Source organism: Arthrobacter sp. CAN_A6, assembly GCF_015751715.1.
GTDB lineage: Bacteria > Actinomycetota > Actinomycetes > Actinomycetales > Micrococcaceae > Arthrobacter_D.
Genome location: NZ_JADOUV010000011.1, coordinates 40,181 through 58,156 on the forward strand (window position 1 = coordinate 40,181; position 17,976 = coordinate 58,156).

The window sequence follows — 17,976 nt, forward strand, 5'->3', positions numbered from 1 at the left end:
ACAGACGATGAGCACACAGGACACCACCCAGGAACCGAAGGCCCGCCCGAAGTGGTTCGGCGCCGCCGTGATGCTGCTGGCCCTGGTGCTGGTCGGCCTCCTCGCATGGGGCCTACGGGTATTCCTCTTCCCCAGCAACGACGAAGCGGCAGCGGAGCCCACTACCGCTGCCTCGCAGACAGCGTCATCGTCTGCCTCGGCGTCCGCGTCCGCGACGGCAGGACCTGTCGCGGACGCGGATACCGCGTGGGATTGTCAGGCGGACCTCAACAACGACGACGTATCTGTCGCTGACAGTGCTCCAGTGGTCGAGGAATGGGTAGCCGGCGGATACAACGTCATTCCATTCTCGGAGTTCGGCGGATGCCAGAAGCAGCCCTCCGGACTGAGGGTCGGGTACGCGCACACTGAGACCGGATCACTCATGGCCGCTGCCACCTACTCCGTCGCACTCGATCCTTCCGTCAGTGATGAAGCGGCGCAGGACCTCGAAGTGGCGGTAGCGGAAGGATCTAACCGGGTCCTTCTGGGAGAGCGAGCACAGCGAATCAGGGACGGCCTCGAGCAGAGCGACGACACCTCTGCCATAACCCGCCTGACCCTGCTGGGTTATATCCAGAACAGCTACACCGACGACGCAGCGTCCTACCGGCTTGTGTACTCAGCACCCGATGCCTCCGGTCTGGAACAGACACTCATGGCTCAGGTTGATCTGGTGTGGGAGGACGGGGACTGGAAACTCGACCCGGCCTCCGGCACCGAATTGGTAACCGGCAGTCGCTACCAGGGCCAGCCCTATGTCCAGTGGGGGCCCAAGCAATGATCGGCTGGGCCGGAGAATTCCTAGAAGGCGTTGCAGGCAGCGCGATCCAGAAGCTGATCCAGTTCCTCGCGAGCTGGCTGGTGCAGGTCCTGACGGAAATGATCAACTTCGTCGGTACCTGGTGGTTGAAGATCGGCGCACCGGATATGGGTGCAGGGTCCGCGACCGACCGCATCCAGCAGTCGACGTTGATCTTCGTCGGCATGGCCGGTGTCATCGGGACAGCGTTCGCGCTCATCAAGCTCGCCCGCGATCAGGACCGCGCCTCGACCGAGAACCTGATCATGGGCATGGTGCGCACCGTCCTCACCACGGCGCTGGCCGTCCCGATGGTGGGCCTGCTGTTCGGCGTGACCGACGTCCTCGCGCCGTGGCTGGTGAGGACTATCTCCGGTTCCGCGCAGGAAGACGGGCTCGGAACCGCGATGGGCCTGGATGCCATCGCGGGAACCACCATGACCATGCAGCTCGCCGGCATCATCCTGTTCGTCGTACCTCTGGCCCTGCTGGGCGCAATCATCAACGCGGTCATCGTCATCTTCTCCTACGGTGCGGCGATCGCACTGTGCGGGATCCTGCCGATCTTCGCGGCCGCCTCGCAGACCGAGCGCGGCCGGAAGTCCTTCGATAAGGCTGTGGGCTGGCTGGCCGCCGTCATCCTCTTCAAGCCCGCCGCAGCGATCCTCTACGGGGCAGGACTCGCGCTCCTGAAAGGCATCAACGGCAGCGCGGACAACGAGCTCGGGAACACCGCGATCGGCCTGATCACCGGCCTCGTCATCATCAGCAGTGCCTGCATCGCGATGCCGGCCCTGGCGAAGGTTCTCGTCCCTGCCGTCAGCGCGGGTCCGCAGGGCATGGGAGCCTCCGGCCTGGCCATGGTCGGCGGTGCCGTCGCAGTCGGCGCGCTCACCGCTGGTGCAGGTGCAGGAGTCGGAGCCGCATTGGCCAACGGCGGAGGCACTGCAACGGCAACCGGAACCGCAGCAACAACCGCGACCACGGATGCGGCCGCTACCGCTGGGACGGGCGCAATCCAGAATTCCAGCAGTGCACCCGCACTGACCAGCGGCACTGGCGGTAGCGAAGCCACAGGCGCTGCAAGCTCGGGCAGCAGCGGTGGCACAGGAGGAAGTCCAAGTGCCGGAAGTAGCGGTGGGGTCGGCGGCGCGAACGCGTCCGGTCCTTCGGGAGCAGAACAAAGGCCAGAACAGCCCACCGCGCTGGCATCAGATGCAGGTGGCGGGGCATCCGGAGGAAGTGCTGGGGGTCCCGGTGGAGGTTCTGGTGGGCCTTCGGGCGCAGAGCAGCGCCCGGAACGGTCCGGGGCAGAGACGTCCCCAGTCGGAGATGCAGGCAGTGCCGGCAGCGGTGCCGGTGGTGCTGGCGGGAACAGCGGACCCGGTTCGACCGGACCAACGGGCGCGCAGCCTCAGGCAGAACGGACCGGCGCACCTTCGGAAGCACCAACCGGTACCGGTGATGGCAGCTCGTCAGCTGGAGGACCAAGCGGGGCAGAGCCCGCAGCATCAGGCGACAAGCCTCCAACGGAAGCTCCTGGGGCCACACCCGCGACCTCGCCGACGGCTGAGGGGTTCCGGGCCGGGGCGCCGTCCGGGGCGGACAAGTCGGCCCAGAGCCAGCAACGCATCGAGTACGCGGTGCAGAACGCAGTCAGGGACATGGAACGCGCAGTGGAAAGTGGGGATGACCAGTGAGCACGGAACAGACAATCGTCCGGCAGTACGGCAACATCGCAGAAGACCAGACGGCGGGTCTGATGGGGTTCTCGATGGCGTCGACCGTCGTCCTGGGCGCGGGAGCAGTCGGGGTGTTTATCGCGATCATGGCCTCGCAGATTTGGGTGGCCGTCGGCATCGCCCTGGTCGCGTTCATCGCCGCGACGATCCTCGGCTCCAAGGACCGTCATGGTCGGTCCAAGCCTGAGCGGTGGCTGGCGCGCAGCATGCACGCCAAGGCCAAGAAGGCCGGGAAGACTGTCTACAAGTCCGGGCCCGTCTCGCAGATTCCGGACGGTTCATTCCGCGCACCTGGCCTGCTGGCCGCGACCGAGCTGATCGACTTCCAGGACCTCTTCGGCAACGAGGGCGTCATGCTGTGGCACCCGAAACTGAAGACCGGCACCGTGTTCTTCTCCACCAACTCCTCGGGCCTGGGCCTGCTCGATCAGGACCGCGTGAACCGGCTCGTCGGGTCGTGGGCCGCGTTCCAGTGCGACGCCGGCTCCAACGCCCGGGTCGAGCAGATTTCCGTGACGACGCAGTCGACCACCGATCCGGGCGAACGCCTGCCTGACGCTATCGCGGTGGCCCGCCAGCAGGCCGGATCCCACGAGGTGCCGTCCTTTGCACGTCAGGTGATGGATGACGTGGTGAACAACCTGAACCTCGATGTGCCGAAGCTCGAGCAGTGGGTGGCGCTGACATTCAGCGGCAAGGCCAACGACGGCGACCGTGCACCGGAGCGCTCCGCCGAGGAGCTGGTGGCCGATGTGAAGTCCCTCCTGCAGGGGTTCAAGGAAGAACTCGAGGACGTCGGCGCGGGCAGCGTGTCCCTGATGCGGGCCGCTGACCTCACAGACCAGACCTACGTCGCGTTCAACCCGCACGCGGCAGCCGCCGTCGAACGCGCCCGCCTGTCCGGCGACGGCACCGGCCTCAGCTGGCACGAGGTGGGACCCTCGGCCGCCCGGACGATCGGGTACCCGGGCCGGTACGACCACGCCGGGGTGACGAGCAAGTCGTGGCAGATGTTCCGGCCGCCGGCCGGGACGTTCCGCGAGAACGCCCTGGTGGCCCTGCTGGGCCCCGATGCGAGCATGCTGCAAAAGCGCGTCACGGTGTTCTACCGCCCGCAGCCGCCGGAGAAGTCCGCGCAGCAGGTCGCGCAAGCACTGACCAATGCGCAGTTCGCCACGAACCAGAAGGGCAGACGCCCGACCAGTTCGCAGATCATCGCCCTCGAGAAGGCACGCAAGGCCGAGCGGGAGCAGGCCGAAGGGGCCGCGCTGGTGCGCTTCGCGATCGGTGTCACCGCCACGGTCGAGAGCCCCGAGCAGCTGCAGGCGATGGAAGCGAAGATCATGCGAAACGCGGCCACCGGTATTCAGATCCGTATGCGGTCCTGCGACTACAACGATGACGCCGCGTTCTCCTTCAACCTTGGGCTGGGCCTCGTCCCTGAGCACCTGGCCACTATCTCCTCCGACGTCAGGAAGGCCCTCTAATGTCCGCCTTTGATCAACTCATCGACAAGGTCATGGACCGGTTCCTGGGCCGATCCGAGGCGGCAGCCGCCGTTACGGCTGCGTCCTTCCCACAGCTCACGGAGAAGGGCATGCGCGTCCGCGAGGGTGGGATGGTGACGTGGGTCGAACCGCCACCGGAGTTCACGGCCACGTCGAACCAGACCGCCGGCCTGTGGCCGTTCTGCGTCGGTACGTCCTCGCCGCTGGTCGGCGCTGTCCTGGGACGGAACCTGCTCAACAGCTCTGTCGTGTGCGGGGACCCGATCAGCTTGTTCCTGCACGGCATCATCTCCTCGCCGTCCGGGTTCATCCTCGGCCTGAATGGTCGGGGAAAGTCCTCGGTCGCCGTCCGCATGGCACTGGCGCTCATTGATCAGGGGTTCCTGATCCTGGTCGCAGGGGATCTCAAACCGGACTTCGCCGGCGTCGTCCTGGAAACCAACGGGCAGGTCGTGCAGGTCGCCCCTGGGGTCGGGGCGATCAACCCGCTAGACGCCGGTCCGCTCTGGCGGGAGCTGGAACGCCTTCCGGCTCCGATGCAGCGGCAGATGCGCGCCGAGATCCATGCCCGGCGCCTGATGACCCTCACCGGACTCATCGAACTGGTGTTCAAGGAACCGCTGGATGCGAAGAAGCAGGAGCAGACGGTGCTGTCCATGGCGATCGCCATGGCCGCTGAGAAGGCGGAGGCGGAGGACCGGCAGCCGCTGGTCGGCGACGTCGTCGACGCCATCAAGTCCGCACCACCGCAGATCCAGTCGGCACTGCTCATCGAGGACTCCAAGGAGTACCTGCCGCAGGTCAAGAACCTCCTCGCGGGCCTGAACGCCCTCGGGGAGCACGGCCCGTTCGGGGACGTGTTCTGCCAGCAGACCACGAAGGAAATGAAGATCGACACCTCCGTGGACTTCGACATTTCTCTCATCGACGAGTCCCAGCTGACCCTGCGGGCCGCGGTGCAGACGGTGTGCTGGTCCTATGGTCAGGCCGGTATCTCGGCCGCGAAGACCCTCGCCGATGCGGGTCTGATGGAGGAACGCCATCACCTGATGATCATGGACGAGCTGTGGCAGTCCCTGCGCGCGAGCGAGCTGCTGGTCCACCAGATCGACTCCATTACCCGCCTGAACAGGACCAAGGGCCTGGGGCAGCTGATGATCACGCACTCCATGAAGGACCTGCAGCTGTCCACGGACGAGCTGACGAAGATCGCGACCGGCTTCGTGGAGCGCTCTTCCGTGAAGATCCTCGGTGGGCTGGCGCAGAACGAGATGGACCTGCTGGAAACGGTGTTCCCCGTCTCGGAGCGGGAGAAGGTGATGCTGGTCGGCTGGTCGGCCGAAGGGTCGATGAACCCCAACACCAATCAGGTGTCACCTCCTCCCGGGCGGGGCCGGTTCATGCTGAAAACCGGGTCCGAACCCGGTGTGCCGTTTCGGGTGAACCTCACCGCAGGCGAACTGAGGGCCCACAACACGAACCAGGCGTGGGCTGCTGCGCAGGCGAAGGTGAACCGATGAAGAACGAAAAAAACGGCCCAGTCATCGCGTTCTCGAGTGTGGTCCTGGCCGCGTTCGTCGCGGTCGCCCTGATCCACCTCGGGGAAGCCTTCACGCCGGTTCCTACCGACCTGTCGTGGAACCCGATCGCGTTGGCGATCGGTCTTGCCACGGGGGATCCGTGGCCGGCGGCCGCGAGCTGGTTGCTCGGCGCGGAAGCGGTCGGGGTCATCGCTGCCTTTGCGTGGTGGAGCACCCGCCCGGTGTCGAGGACCGCGGAGGCTTCCCGGCGGATGAGTCCTGGCGGGAAGATGCGCCCGGCGATGCTCGATGCCCGCCTCACCGAAGCTGCCCGCCTCCACCCTGACGCGGAAGGTATCGGCCCGGGCCTGACGATCGGGTACGCCGGCGACGCCGGCACGAAGGCTGTTATCCAGGGTTGGCGGGAGTGCTCGACCCATGTGTGGGGGACCGGGCGGGGCAAGACGACGACGCAGGTCGTCCGGCATGCCACTGAAGCTCCCGGTCCGTACATCATGACCAGTAACAAGGTCGACGGCGTCGCCGAGGTCATTGCCGCCCGTTCCGAGGCCGGAACGGTGTGGCTGTTCGACCCGCAGCGGATCTGGCGCGATAGCCACCGGCCCGCGATGATCTTCAACCCACTCTCCGTGGTCGCTGACACCGTGAGTGCCGGCGAGGTCGCGTCGATCTTCGAGACGTCGTCGGCTCCCAGTGCGGGATCTGGTCGAGGCGATGCGCAGTTCGAGTCTCAGGGACGCGACTTCCTGTCCTGGTGCCTCCTCGCTGCCGCGAAAAGCGGCGGCACCATGAAGGATGTTCTGCGGTGGGTGGCCGGTGCCGACTTCATGGAACCGGCGAGCCTGCTCGAACAGGCAGGACATGCCGGTCCGGCATCCGCGTTGCAGGGAATGAGCTTGCAGCCGGATGACACCCGCGGGTCCGTGGCCGCCAGCGCCCAGCGCATGGCGTCCGCGCTCGTGCACGACGAGCTCGTGGCGTGGTCGACGCCCACCCCGGGCGTCCCGGTGTTTGATCCGGCCCGGTTCGTCACCAGCAGCGACACCCTGATTCTGCTCTCGCAGGACGCCGCGGGCTCCGGTGCAGCGTTCGTGTCCACCCTCGTCTTCGCGGTGTTCACGGCCGCGCAGCAGGCCGCTCGGCGGGCTGGCGGTCGTCTACCGGTCCCGCTGGTGGCTGACCTGGATGAGGTCGGGAACGTCGTCAAACTCAAGCAGCTGCCCGAGTGGTATTCGTTCTTCGGGTCCATGGGCATCGTCGTCAGTGCCTACTTCCAGACCCGCGGGCAGGGCATGGCCATGCTCGAGCGAACGGGCTGGGACACGCTTTGGTCGGCGGCTGCGATCAAGGTCTACGGCGGTGGATCCGACGACACTCAGTTTCTCGAGTCCCTTTCCAAGACGATCGGCCAGTACGACGCGAAGGTTCGCAGCAGCTCGACCTCGAGGAACGGGTCTTCCCGGTCCGTGCAGACCCAGCGGCGCGACATCATGTCCGTCTCCCAGCTCTCCGAGCTTCCGGCCAACCGCGCGTGGGTGAAGACCTCCAACGGGGGCGGAACCATCGTCCGCACAGTCCCCTGGTTCCGAGACAAGACGATCAACGAGCGTATCGGTTCCACGGTCGAGCGTATTAAGGCAGGACAACAATCGTGAGCGAGCAGATCGAGAGCGCGGAGGATTTCACGCCCGAGGATCTTGTGGACTGGGTGGAGCATCTGGTGGCCACACTCGAGTCCGTGGACAAGTCCACAGGCATGTCATGGTGCGCGCAGTGGTGGAATCACCCCGAAGCCGTCGAAAGGTTTCGGGCGCTCTTCGAGAAGTGGGCAGAGGCTCAAAAGGAGGGCGGAATGTCGTCCTGGTGGATTGATCACTTCGACCGTCATGCTGTCGTCCTGTTCGCCAAGCGTGGCCCATTCGGTGAGTGCGGCACGAAGCACGTTGAAAAGGGCACACGCAGGATCCTGGCGACAGAACAACCACCTAGCGACTGGTCCTGGTGATCCCGAGACAGCCGCTCTAACGGATAAATCTAGAGCGAGCGTCCCATGCTTCGATCTGCGGCTTCCGCGGCCCTACGGGCTGCGGAGGCCGCTTCTTGTTGTGCGGACTTCGTCACAGGCTTGTCTGATGCCGCTTTCTTCCTCTGGACAACTGCCTCGGCCTTCTTTCCCCACCGGGAGCTGAGATTGGTGGGTTGGGCGGCATCTTTGTTCTCGTTCACGACGGACTCCTTGGTGTTCTGGCTCTGAGCGGTCGGGGCCGAATCGCCGGCGACCTTGGGTGTCTCCGGCGTCGCCGTCCCTGCGGCCGCTGCGGCCTGTGCGCGGTGCTTGGCGAGCACACGGGCGACGGCGGCCGACATATCGTCGCCCTGCTGCGGTGCCGGTTCGGCCTGTACGGCGTCCACGATCCGTGCCTCGCGCTGCTGGGGTACCGGTAGCGGGTCACTGGATACGGCACGTTCCGCGCGCATCCTGTCGATGACGCGCCGGGCTGCTGCCTGCTCGGTCGTCATGCGCTCGACGATCGCTGCTTCGTCTGCTCCCTGCTGGATCTGCACGGCCGTCCTCGGCACGACGGTCGTGAGTTCGCTGTGCTTGTGCAGGGCGGTGGCGCGCTCGATTAGGCGCTGCGCGGTCGGGTCGTCCCGGTACTGCTTGGGGATCAGCGCGGTCTCGTGGGCGCCGATGTTGTACCGGTTCCGGTACGCCTCGGTCTCGGCTGCGATGCGGTGCCACTCGGCTGCCTTCGCATCCCTCCCGGGCACGGGACCGAGCGCGTTCGTCCACGCGGGCTTCTCTTCCGCGAGCTGCGCGCCCCGGACCATGACCCTCTGCCCGAGGTGCGCCCGGAGCCGGTCAAGCTCAGTCCGGTAGGAGGCCGGCACCAGCTCATCGCTCAGCAGCACGGACGGCGCGAGGTCATCGCTAACCGTCGCGGCGGCCGCTGGCCGCATGCTCCGGTTGTCGGCCTGTGGCAGTGCGACGGAGCGGAGCTGCTGCTCGTACCTGATGGCCTCGCCGATGGTGACCTGGTGTGCGGTGCGGGGATCTTCCCCGCGTGCGGTGCGCTCGATCGCGGCCTGGGCCGGGGAGAGATCCTGCCGGCGTTCCAGTTCGACGGTCATCGCCTGCACCGTCCACTGTGCCTTCCGGGTTGTGGCGTCGACGGGCTGGGTCGGGTCGATGGCCTGCACCCGGGCCAGGGCATCGGTGCGTGCATCGGTGAGCTTGTCGGTGCGCATGAGTGCGAACGGTCGTGCCGCCCACTGCGTGTCCATCGGCACTTCACCGGGCGAGCGACGCGGCAGCTCGGCCCCTGCTGCGTGCTTAGTGGCCTGGTCTGCGAGGCGCTGCAGGTGCTCGTCGGACACAGCGCCGAGGGGACGCTGGTCGGTGTTGACGACGAGGCTGTGGGCGGCGTCGATGCGCTGCTCGAGCCGGTGCGCGAGGACGGCGGCCGGGTCCTGGGCTCCGTCGAAACCGCGCAGGTGGCCGGTGTCGGCGTGCTGTCCGTGCCCGGTGCTGTCACGGGTGACGCCGGCGGCTTGGGCGAGGAGTGCTGCAGGGTCGAGGCCCTGTGTCTCGGCTGCACGCAAGTGAGTTGCTATTGCTTCCCACGCTTCGTGGGAGGTGAACTGCACGGCGGTCCGCGGTCCCAAGACGGAAGCGGCGATGGTTCGAGTCTTGGCTTCCCATGCGGCGTTCTCGACCTCGTTGTAGACGCCGGCGAGGGTGGCGACGTCGCCGGTGCGGATGGCTTCGGTCCGTACTGCTTCGTGCGCGGACAGGGTGCGGTCGTAGTTCGCGGTGATCGTGGACAGGACGCTGTCGCGGGTGACGGCCTGGTCGTTGTCGTCGCCGAGGGCGACGTAGAGACGGTTCATCTCGCGCCCTCGGGTGGCGGCGACATAGGCGCCGGCGCGGTCGGTCCGCTCGTCGACGATGGCGTGCGCGGTGTCCACGGTGGCGCCTTGGGCGCGGTGCACGGTCGCGGCGTAGCCGAGCTGGCCGTGCTGGTGGAGGTAGTCGGCGTCGACGGTGATCCGTCCGCGGTGGCCTGCGTGCCGGAGAGTGATGCGCTGCCGCTCCTGCCCTGCAGCTGTGTCGGTGGCGGGGTCGGCGGTGACTTTCTCGACGGTCCAGACATCGTTGTTCTTGACGAAGTCCTTGCCCTGGTTGACCTGCAGGGTGCGGTCGTTCTTACGGGTGACGACGGTGTCCCCGGCATAGGCGCGCAGGCCGTCGCGGAGAACCACGGACGGTGTCGCCTCGGTGATCGGGCCCATCCCGTCGGTGAGGTCGCCGGTGGCGATGCGGGCTGCCTGTGCGCGGGCGTTGAGGTCGGTCACGGTCGCGTTGTCGGTGGCGATCAGCAGCGACGTCTTGCCCGCCTGAGTGTCGGCCATCCATGCGCCGAGGGCGTCCTGGGTCATGGCTTCGGTCGTACCGGCGGTGATGCGCTTGTTCTCGAGGTACCAGTGGAACGGAGTGTCCGCGCCGGCGGCAGGCGGTTCGCGCAGAGCCAGGGACGCCTCCGACTCACCCTCGGTGCGGAAGCGGTGGACTTCCTCGAGGCGGACCGCTCCGACCTCGTTGTTGAGCAGGCGCAGCGCGCCACCGGAGCCGATGGCGCCGAGCTGGCGGTCATCTCCGATGGCCCTGACGACGGCCCCATTGCGGGCGGCGACAGCGACGACGTCGGCGATCTTCGGGGTGGTGACCATGCCGGCCTCGTCGACGATGATCACATCCCCGGCTCCAAGCATGAAGGCCGGGTTGATGAAGCTCGAACGGGCGCCCGCGCCGTTGTCCTGCTGGTTCTGCTGCTGGTTGCGGTGGGCGGCCAGGAACGCGTCGATGGTCGTCGCGTCGGCTCCGAGGTCCCCGCTCATGACGGCGGCAGCGGCGGCAGTCGGAGCCAGTCCGATGACCCGTCCTCCGGTGTCGCGGACGGCGTCGGCGGCAAGGGAAAGGCTCGTGGTCTTACCTGTTCCTGCCGGTCCGATGCCGAGGGTGAGCAGCTTCTCGTCGGTGGCGAACGCGCGCGCCAGGTCGATCTGTCCTCTCGACAGCGGGTGTCCGCCACTCGTCGCCAGGGCTTCTGTGTGCCGGGCGAGGACTGCGTCGAAGCGTTCCATGGACACAGCAGGAATGACGGTTTTCTGTCCGGCGGCAAGGACCCTGTGCTCGGCGTTCAGCACCTCGTGGGAGGTGAACAGGGCGCTGTCTGCCTGCTGGAACTGGCTGGATCCGTCGGCCCGCAGGAACTCGCGCAGGCGCGGGGTGATGGCGTCCGGGGTGACCTGGAGGCTGTGCGTACCAGTGACAGAACGAGTCACCTTCTCCACGGTCTCGTCGGTGATGGTCTGGCCGGGGAAGGATTCTTTGAGGTGCCGGCGGGTCTGGGCGATGACGTGATTCCGGCCCCACACCGCGCGCTTGGCGGAGAGCTCGTGAACGATCTGGCGGGCGTGTTCGTGCACGTTGAGGTCCTCAATGCTGGGGCCGGCGGGCGCGCCGGGGCTGGCACTTCGGACGTGCGCGAGGAGAGCCGGTCCAACCGGCATCCCCATCCCGCCATCCAGCCCGGTGCTGTAGTCCTTTTGCCATTCCTCGACCAGCTCGGAGAGCCGGCGGGCGCTCTTCTTCTCGGGCCGGGTCTCCAGTGTGGCCTGCTGCGCCAGGGCGATCTTCTGCTTATCGCTGGGCGCGTAGCCGTGCTTGTCGGTGAATTCGCCTTCGAGGCGGTTGATCGCTCCGGCAATGTCGGATCTGCGGGATGATGCCCGGTGGATGGTGTCGAGGTCGATGCCGGCCACCTCGTAGATAGGCTCTCCACTACCGGTGGATCGGGCGACGGTGCTCACGCCGAGGGACGCGCAGACCTTCTCGATGACCTTCGCGTTGTACGTCTCGGACGCGGCGACGTTCATCTTGTAGAGGGTCCGTCCGTCGATGGATGACCACTTCCCGTCGGCGCCCTGGACCTTGTTGGCGACGACAACGTGGTCGTGCAGCTGGGGGTCTCCGGCGCGGGAGTCGTAGTGCCTGAACTGGGTGGCGACCAACCCGCCCTCGACGTCGATCTGGCGGACGCCCTGCGCTCCCCTGCGGGTGTAGGTGGCGTTCTTCTCGAGGAAGGTGATCGTCTCGGCGATGGCTTCGTTGTGCGCAGCCTCGACTGCTTTGCGGGCTTCGTCGCCGCCGAGCGCCCAGAGGAGGGATACCGATTTGGCGGGAGAGAACACTAGGTCGTACCCCGCGACGGTCTGCTGCTTCGGTGTGGTCTGCGCAGTGATGTAGCGGGCGAGTTCTTCGTTGCTGCGGGCGTTCCGGCCGTGGGATTCACGGAACAGCTCGCCGCCTACCCGGGTGCGGATCTCGTGCATGACCTCTGTCGGCAGCGCCTTGTCTGCGTTCTCCGGGCCCTTCCACGCGGGCCCGCTGGTGCGCCGGAACCGGGCCGCTTCCTCGTCGATGCGGCGCGTCATGTCCGTGTCCGCAGCACCGTACTGCCGGTACTTGCGGCCCAGTGCGGCGTCCTCCACGCTCTTCCCGGCAGCGAGCATTTCAGCTGCGTTGGGATTGATTCCTTCGCCGTAGAGAGCTTTCATCTGAACTTCAGTGACCTCGCCAGTAACCCCCAACAGTTGCTCGGAGTGTCCGACCCACTGACCCGGAGGCATGCCCTCGACGGTGTAGTAGTCGCCCAGCTCGCGGTCGCCTGAACGCAGCTCGTCGGCACTGGCGACCTCGGAGGTGTAGTAGGTGTAGCCGTCCCCAGCGCTGAGCTTATGGACGGTCATCACAAGCCCTATTCTCGTAGGCTGTGGCGCGAATGTCGACCTCACTTACATAAGTGCATGAGGTGTGACAGATTGTGCTGGTTGGAAGGGTGTGGAATCGCATGGTGACGACGGAGGAGGAAACCCAGATGAAGCGCCGTGGAAACCAGTACGATTGGTCCATCAAGAACTTGATGCGGTTGTGCATATGAGAATGGGCGGTGGGTAACACGATTTTCGTTATCCACGGGTCGTTTGATTGTGTGGAACCGCTGACGGACGTTATCCACCAGGTGGGGCAGGACAGAGACGCAAGGGTTATCTCGGAGCTGTCCACGTGTGGTCAACGTCCGTTGCATCCAGTCCGAGCGTCAGCGAGGTCCGTATTGGCTTTTCGCGGGCAGTGGGTGGGTGCCCGCGGTGACGTCCGGTGGTGTCGGTGACTGCTCAGTGAGTGGTTGGGTTCGCCTCGTGGTGGGCGGGCGCTAACCGTTAGGTTTGGCAGGGAATGTGCGGCGTTTCGCAAGTCGCGGCCGGGGCAGCATCAGGTACAGGTTTTGAACGCAGGATGAGTGAAGGGGACGGGTCATCATGGCAGCACCGAGGAAGTCAGCGCAGCAGGTAGTGGCACGGGAGAAGGCGAGGGCGAAAGCTCAGGGGCTGACTGAGCGGCATGAGCGGTTGATCGACCTGGCTGCGGAGTTCTTCGAGCAGGAGCAGCAGGCAGAGCAGATCCGCGCCGAGGCGCGGGAGCGTGCTGACGCGATCCTGGCGAAAGCCGAGCAGGACGCCGAGGCGGCCGCGAAGGAAGCCGGCGCGAAGGTGCAGCAGATGCTCGACACGGGTGAGAGCAGGGCGGCGGTCGCCGCCCGTCTCGGCCTCAGTACCGCCGAGATGAAGCGTGCACTGGACGGTGCCGGCGTTGGTACCTCATCCGCGGACGGCGGGAACGCAAAGGACGCGGGGACGGCGTCGCCGCTGGCGGAAACAGCGGACGAAGTCGCAGAGCAGGTTGCTGCCGAGACGAAAGCCGCGTAGCGGGCGACGCTCTAGGTAGCAGCACGAAGGGAGGGGACCGACTGTGTCGGTCCCCTCATCTGTTGGCAACGCATCTGGGGGTCCCTTCTCCTGGTGGTGTCGGTGTGCAGCGCGGCCAGGGTGCGCGTGCCTCGCGCTGCTGCGGCACCGGAGCCAGGGTGAGCCTGAGTGCGAGGACGGCGGTTCGTCGCCCGCGACCACCGCTCGAGGTTCCCGCAGCGGCGGCGAACCGCCCCACCGACCAGCGGCGAGCTGACCGGCTCCCCTATCCCGGGCCGGAGCCGGTGGTGCAGAACCGTGAAGCTTCCTGCACCACCGGTGCCCGGTTCTACTCGGCGGCGTACTCTTCCGCGATCATCTCCTCCTCGTCGGCGTGGACTTCCTCGAACGTTTCGCCGTCCTCCGTGTCCTCGGTGTCCTCGTCGAGTTCGGTGGCCTTGTTGGCGCTGTCGAGGATGATCTGCTCGACCTCGCTCGGGGTGTATCCCCACGTAACCAACTGGGTCAGGTAGGTCAGGTGGCTTCGGTGCGGTGAGCGCCACGAGTCCTTGGCGATTGTCTTTTCGAACCCTGCGCAGACCAGCGCGATCAGGGGCACCTCGGGGCGTGTGGTGGTCTTCGCGACGTGGTCGCGGAGCGGGTTCCATCCCCACGTTTCCTTGCCCTCGATCTTCGCTCCGGCCATCTCAGCGGCCACGGCTCCCTCGTAACCGCTGGCGACTTCGGAGTGGTGGGTCAGGGCGTGGACGGTGAAGTACTGCCAGCCCTTTGGTGCCTGCTTCTTTGCTAGCAGGGACCGGACGAAATCGCGGCGGACGACCGTGGCCGATTCCATGGCCTTGTTGTTGGCGATCAGGGTCTTCCGTGCAGCCTTCTGCTCGTCGGTCATGGGTCCGCTGGTTGCCGCAGAACCGGAGTTGTAGCGGAGCTTGAAGCCCAGCTCCTTCCATCCGGTGACGACCGGGATGACGGTCAGCGCACCGTTAATGTAGACGGCGTTCGCGTCCTCCTTATCGGCCTGCGATCCGTCGGCGCGGAGCAGTTCGGTGACGCGCACGTTGTCGTCGGTCGAGTGGTAACCCCAGCTCACGTCGTCCACTATGGGCGTCCCTGCGGCGTCCAGTTCCGCGACCAGCGCGGCACGTGCGGCTTGGTGTGCCCGGTCGTCGCGCAACTGCTGGGCGACGTGGGCGAGCATGTCCGGCTCGTCCGTGAGGACGGCTTCAAGGTGCGCTGTGGCGTCCTCATCGTCGGCGAACTCGACCAGCACGAGAGCTTCCTCGATGGTGCGTCCCTTGGACAGTGCGGCCTCCCCTGCGGCGCTCTTCTTGGCCTTCAACGCACCCTCGACGGTGGTCTTGGCACGTCCGGTCTTCTTCGCGATCTGCGCCGCGCTCACCCCGAGCAGGGACAGCTGGTGGAAAGCGTCGGCCTCGTCCGCGTCGGTCAGCGCGGACCGCTGGACGTTCTCCACGACCTGCGTGGTGATCCGCTCGGCTTCCTCGGGGCTGGCGACGACCATGACGGGGATGGTCGCGGCTCCTGCTTCGACCGCGCCGCGTGTGCGGCGCTGGCCCATCAGGACGTGCACGGTGCCGTCCTCCTTACGGTGCCCAATCACGGGTTCGATCACGCCGTGCTCCTTGATGCTCGCGATGAACTCGGGCGTCAGGGCGGCGTCCTTGCGCACGTTCACGTCGACAGTGAGCGTGCGCGGGTCGATCATTTCAAGGGTCGGCTGAGTAGTCAGCTGAACGTTCACGGTGTTGCTCCTTCGTTGCGGTGGTGGTGTCGGGGCCCTTGGTGACCAGCAGTGGACCCTTTCCCCGTTGTTTTTTGCCTGCTGGCGAGCTCGCTCGCTCGTCCCCGACGGAGCACCGTGCAACCCGAAGGGCGGGGGTGGGCGGAAACCTCGAAGGAAATAAGCGACGCAGGAGCGCCGTAGAGGTTTATGGCCGGCCCCGTCGGCGCAGCCGATTGATGGTGTGGAGCGGGGACGCATAATCCGAAGGACAGCAGCAAAAAACGTCAGGGTCGGGTGCGACGAAGGAGCGCCCGGGCTTCATCAGGCCGGAGCGAAGCGAGAGGACCATTGCCCTGGTTGGAGCCCTGGCGGAAACCAGGGAAGCACTAACCCGCCGGCCATCCGCGGGCGCCGACCATCTGACCTCCAGCAACGACGAAGGGCCGGCACCTATAGGTGTCGGCCCTTAGTCAGTCACTCAAATACTCATTCACTCATTCGCTCATCCGCGTCGGTCAGGCTCTGCGGGCGTGGTCGGGGCAGTAGTAGCGGCCGACGTCGACGGTAATCGTCCGGTATAGCCAGCCCTCGGGCAGGGGTCGGCCCTCGTCGAGGATCTTCGTGGTGGCGCGGCAGATGCAGCACTGCGCCAAGGGCGGCGTCCCCAGTGCCTGCGGAGTCTGTGGTGTCTTCGGGGTCACTGCGGCGCTGTCAGTCCTCGAAGAAGCGGCGAGCCTCGTCGGAGGCTTCGGCGACGTCGACGGGTCCAAAACCGCTGCTTCCGCTCGTCGACGGGTGACCGGCCTCGAGCAGGTCCTCGAGCAGGTCCTCGAGCGTGAGCGCCTGCAGCTCAGGCAGGTGCAGCTGCCTGTTCTCGCTGAGGTCAGGGGTCAGGGCAGCGGCCTGGTCGGGGTGCTCGATGTAGTCCACGGGTCCCATGATCGTCTCTTCCTGGTTGATGAATTGGTGTCACTGTACGTGCCGGCCCTGTCAGTGCCGGGTGCTGTTCGCTGACTGGAGTACCTCCCCCGGTACGCTCGCTGAACTGAGTGTTCATTCGAGGTGTGGGGGAACAAATGATGGCAGGCGGACTCGGGTTCCTGATCGTTCCGGTGATCTGGGGGCTGATGGCTTTGCTCCTGTACGTGATCATCCGGTTCGGGGTTAAGCACGGCATGCGCTCGTACTACGCGGAAGCCGCGCGTGTGGTTCCTGGTGAGGGCCCTGCTGATGGTTCACCTGGTGGTGCTGTGCGGTAGGTGCAGCTTGTGGCTGGGTCTGGTGGTCGCGCCAGCGTGTATGGAACGGGAAGCCAGTGAGAGCCGGACTCCCGTGGGGGTGGGTGTCCGGCTCTCGGCCTGTAGGCCAGCGGGTTAGTGCTGGTTCTTGCGCTTGTGCTCGCCGTAGCTGGTGCGCTGGTTCATCGCCGCCAGCGGCAGGCCTCCCCTGCTAACGAGTTCCTTCATCAGCCGTGCCAGCCGGTACTGCGGTTCGATGCCGAGTGCCTTCTCGAAGTAGGCGTAGGCAATGGAGGATGATCCCTGCTGCCAGCTGAGCCATCCGAGGAACGCGAACAGCGGGGCGCGGTCCTCGGTCGGCGTGTAGGGCAGGATCTTGGCCAGCAGGTTCTGCGTGGCCTCGACGCGGGACCAGTCCGGGGTGCTCTCGTAGCGTCCGGCGAGGATCTGCATGTAGGTTTCCTGGTCGTTGGTGGCGTCGACGGCGTCGGCGAGGAGGCGGTCACGGATCGCGCGGTTCCGCAGGTACGTCACCAGCTCGCATGCCTCGTCCTCGGTGATGCTGTCCTCTACCGTGCCGAGGGCCGTCGTCCACGCGGCGCGGCCTTGGCTAATGCTGGGGTCGGTGAAGTCCAGCGGGTCCAGCAGGTTCAGCCAGTAGGCTCCTTCCTCGATCTTGGTGTGCGCGGTGTCGCTGCCGGTGAATGCGGGGTCGATCACGGACCGGCTCGCGTCGTCGTTCAGGGTGTATCCGGCGAGGACCATGTGCGCGTTCAGGGCGCTGTCGCGGATCTCTTCGTGCTGCTGCAGGATGCAGCACCCTTCCTCTTCGCAGAAGAACGGCATCCATCCGAGCGTGTTGATCAGCCAGCCGCCGCGCAGGTCGAGTCCTGCGCGTTCCATCTCGGTCTCGATGGCCTGCGCGTGGGCCATGTAGGGCTTGGCGAAGTGGTTGGTGCCGGTCTTGGCGCCTTCGGCTACCTCTTTGGTGTAGACGAACATCAGGGCGCCGTCGGCGGCGGCGTCCGCGAGGACGTAGTGCATGACAGCCTGCGCGAAGTCGACCGGGTCGGCCGACTCGGCGGGAAGGTCCACGCGCAGGGTCAGGGCCAGCTGGGTCCCGCGCAGGGTGACGATCGCAAGGGACTCGCGCGGCTGGAAGCCGAGGGTGCGCGGGACGTAGGCGAGGATGTCAGCGGTGGCGGTGACCTTGATTGGCTGGTTCTCGTTCACGGTGTTGCTCCTTCGTTGCGGTGGTGGTGTCAGGGCCCTTGGTGACCAGCAGTGGACCCTTTCCCCGTTGTTTTTTGCCTGCTGGCGAGCTCGCTCGCTCGTCCCCGACGGAGCACCGTGCAACCCGAAGGGCGGGGGTGGGCGGAAACCTCGAAGGAAATAAGCGACGCAGGAGCGCCGTAGAGGTTTATGGCCGGCCCCGTCGGCGCAGCCGATTGATGGTGTGGAGCGGGGACGCATAATCCGAAGGACAGCAGCAAAAAACGTCAGGGTCGGGTGCGACGAAGGAGCGCCCGGGC

13 protein-coding genes are annotated in these 17,976 nt (G+C 66.3%); 8 read left to right on the forward strand and 5 right to left on the reverse strand.

Translation table 11 applies throughout. The annotated features are described in order from the left end of the window. The first annotated feature begins 7 nt into the window (after nt 1-7). From IWX75_RS15340 to IWX75_RS15365, 6 genes are read left to right on the forward strand one after another with little or no spacing between them, the layout of a single operon-like run. Nucleotides 8-823, forward strand: coding sequence for a hypothetical protein (locus IWX75_RS15340; protein WP_196823125.1), 816 nt, complete (start codon nt 8-10; stop codon nt 821-823). Then, a complete protein-coding gene (locus tag IWX75_RS15345; protein WP_196823126.1) occupies nt 820-2,541 on the forward strand; it encodes a hypothetical protein in 1,722 nt (573 codons plus the stop codon). The genes IWX75_RS15340 and IWX75_RS15345 overlap by 4 nt, the downstream gene beginning before the upstream one ends. Then, entirely contained in the window at nt 2,538-4,070 is a 1,533-nt protein-coding gene (locus IWX75_RS15350; RefSeq protein WP_196823127.1) for an SCO6880 family protein, read from the forward strand. Before IWX75_RS15345 ends, IWX75_RS15350 begins: the two co-directional genes overlap by 4 nt. Further along, on the forward strand, nt 4,070-5,611 hold the full coding sequence (locus IWX75_RS15355; RefSeq protein ID WP_196823128.1) for a hypothetical protein: 1,542 nt from the start codon (nt 4,070-4,072) through the stop codon (nt 5,609-5,611). Before IWX75_RS15350 ends, IWX75_RS15355 begins: the two co-directional genes overlap by 1 nt. Continuing rightward, nucleotides 5,608-7,287 (forward strand): type IV secretory system conjugative DNA transfer family protein, encoded by a 1,680-nt coding sequence (locus IWX75_RS15360; RefSeq protein WP_196823129.1) that lies wholly within the window; start codon nt 5,608-5,610, stop codon nt 7,285-7,287. The genes IWX75_RS15355 and IWX75_RS15360 overlap by 4 nt, the downstream gene beginning before the upstream one ends. Then, on the forward strand, nt 7,284-7,637 hold the full coding sequence (locus tag IWX75_RS15365; protein ID WP_196823130.1) for a DUF4913 domain-containing protein: 354 nt from the start codon (nt 7,284-7,286) through the stop codon (nt 7,635-7,637). The genes IWX75_RS15360 and IWX75_RS15365 overlap by 4 nt, the downstream gene beginning before the upstream one ends. A 29-nt stretch (nt 7,638-7,666) precedes the next feature. Here the strand turns inward: IWX75_RS15365 and mobF are convergent, their stop codons facing one another. Next, nucleotides 7,667-12,445: a MobF family relaxase gene (mobF, locus tag IWX75_RS15370; RefSeq protein WP_196823131.1), complete on the reverse strand. Its 4,779-nt coding sequence runs from the start codon at nt 12,443-12,445 to the stop codon at nt 7,667-7,669. A gap of 570 nt (nt 12,446-13,015) precedes the next feature. Here mobF and IWX75_RS15375 point away from each other — a divergent pair. Continuing rightward, nucleotides 13,016-13,462, forward strand: a complete 447-nt coding sequence (locus tag IWX75_RS15375) for a hypothetical protein (RefSeq protein WP_196823132.1) — start codon at nt 13,016-13,018, stop codon at nt 13,460-13,462. A gap of 328 nt (nt 13,463-13,790) precedes the next feature. On the opposite strand, the gene IWX75_RS15380 is transcribed toward IWX75_RS15375, so the two are convergent. The 3 genes from IWX75_RS15380 to IWX75_RS15390 form a co-directional block, all read right to left on the reverse strand. Beyond that, entirely contained in the window at nt 13,791-15,212 is a 1,422-nt protein-coding gene (locus tag IWX75_RS15380) for a ParB/RepB/Spo0J family partition protein (protein ID WP_196823141.1), read from the reverse strand. A gap of 509 nt (nt 15,213-15,721) precedes the next feature. Continuing rightward, entirely contained in the window at nt 15,722-15,907 is a 186-nt protein-coding gene (locus IWX75_RS15385; protein ID WP_196823133.1) for a hypothetical protein, read from the reverse strand. Nucleotides 15,908-15,917: 10 nt separating this feature from the next. Beyond that, nucleotides 15,918-16,145, reverse strand: coding sequence for a hypothetical protein (locus tag IWX75_RS15390; RefSeq protein WP_196823134.1), 228 nt, complete (start codon nt 16,143-16,145; stop codon nt 15,918-15,920). Between the two features lie 137 nt (nt 16,146-16,282). Between IWX75_RS15390 and IWX75_RS15395 the strand changes: the two genes are divergently transcribed. Beyond that, complete coding sequence (locus IWX75_RS15395) at nt 16,283-16,465, forward strand: hypothetical protein (RefSeq protein WP_196823135.1); 183 nt, start codon at nt 16,283-16,285, stop codon at nt 16,463-16,465. Nucleotides 16,466-16,579: 114 nt separating this feature from the next. On the opposite strand, the gene IWX75_RS15400 is transcribed toward IWX75_RS15395, so the two are convergent. Next, the gene (locus IWX75_RS15400) at nt 16,580-17,677 is read right to left on the reverse strand and encodes a DUF4192 domain-containing protein (protein WP_196823136.1); all 1,098 of its coding nucleotides are present in this window, start codon (nt 17,675-17,677) and stop codon (nt 16,580-16,582) included. Nucleotides 17,678-17,976 lie beyond the last annotated feature (299 nt).

Excerpts from the sequence above, each read along its gene's own strand:
- IWX75_RS15340 (WP_196823125.1), top strand. The coding sequence starts at position 8 with ATGAGCACACAGGACACCACCCAGGAACCGAAGGCCCGCCCGAAGTGG.
- IWX75_RS15345 (WP_196823126.1), top strand. The coding sequence starts at position 820 with ATGATCGGCTGGGCCGGAGAATTCCTAGAAGGCGTTGCAGGCAGCGCG.
- IWX75_RS15355 (WP_196823128.1), top strand. The coding sequence starts at position 4,070 with ATGTCCGCCTTTGATCAACTCATCGACAAGGTCATGGACCGGTTCCTG.
- IWX75_RS15360 (WP_196823129.1), top strand. The coding sequence starts at position 5,608 with ATGAAGAACGAAAAAAACGGCCCAGTCATCGCGTTCTCGAGTGTGGTC.
- mobF (WP_196823131.1), bottom strand. The coding sequence starts at position 12,445 with ATGACCGTCCATAAGCTCAGCGCTGGGGACGGCTACACCTACTACACC.
- IWX75_RS15375 (WP_196823132.1), top strand. The coding sequence starts at position 13,016 with ATGGCAGCACCGAGGAAGTCAGCGCAGCAGGTAGTGGCACGGGAGAAG.
- IWX75_RS15390 (WP_196823134.1), bottom strand. The coding sequence starts at position 16,145 with ATGGGACCCGTGGACTACATCGAGCACCCCGACCAGGCCGCTGCCCTG.
- IWX75_RS15395 (WP_196823135.1), top strand. The coding sequence starts at position 16,283 with ATGATGGCAGGCGGACTCGGGTTCCTGATCGTTCCGGTGATCTGGGGG.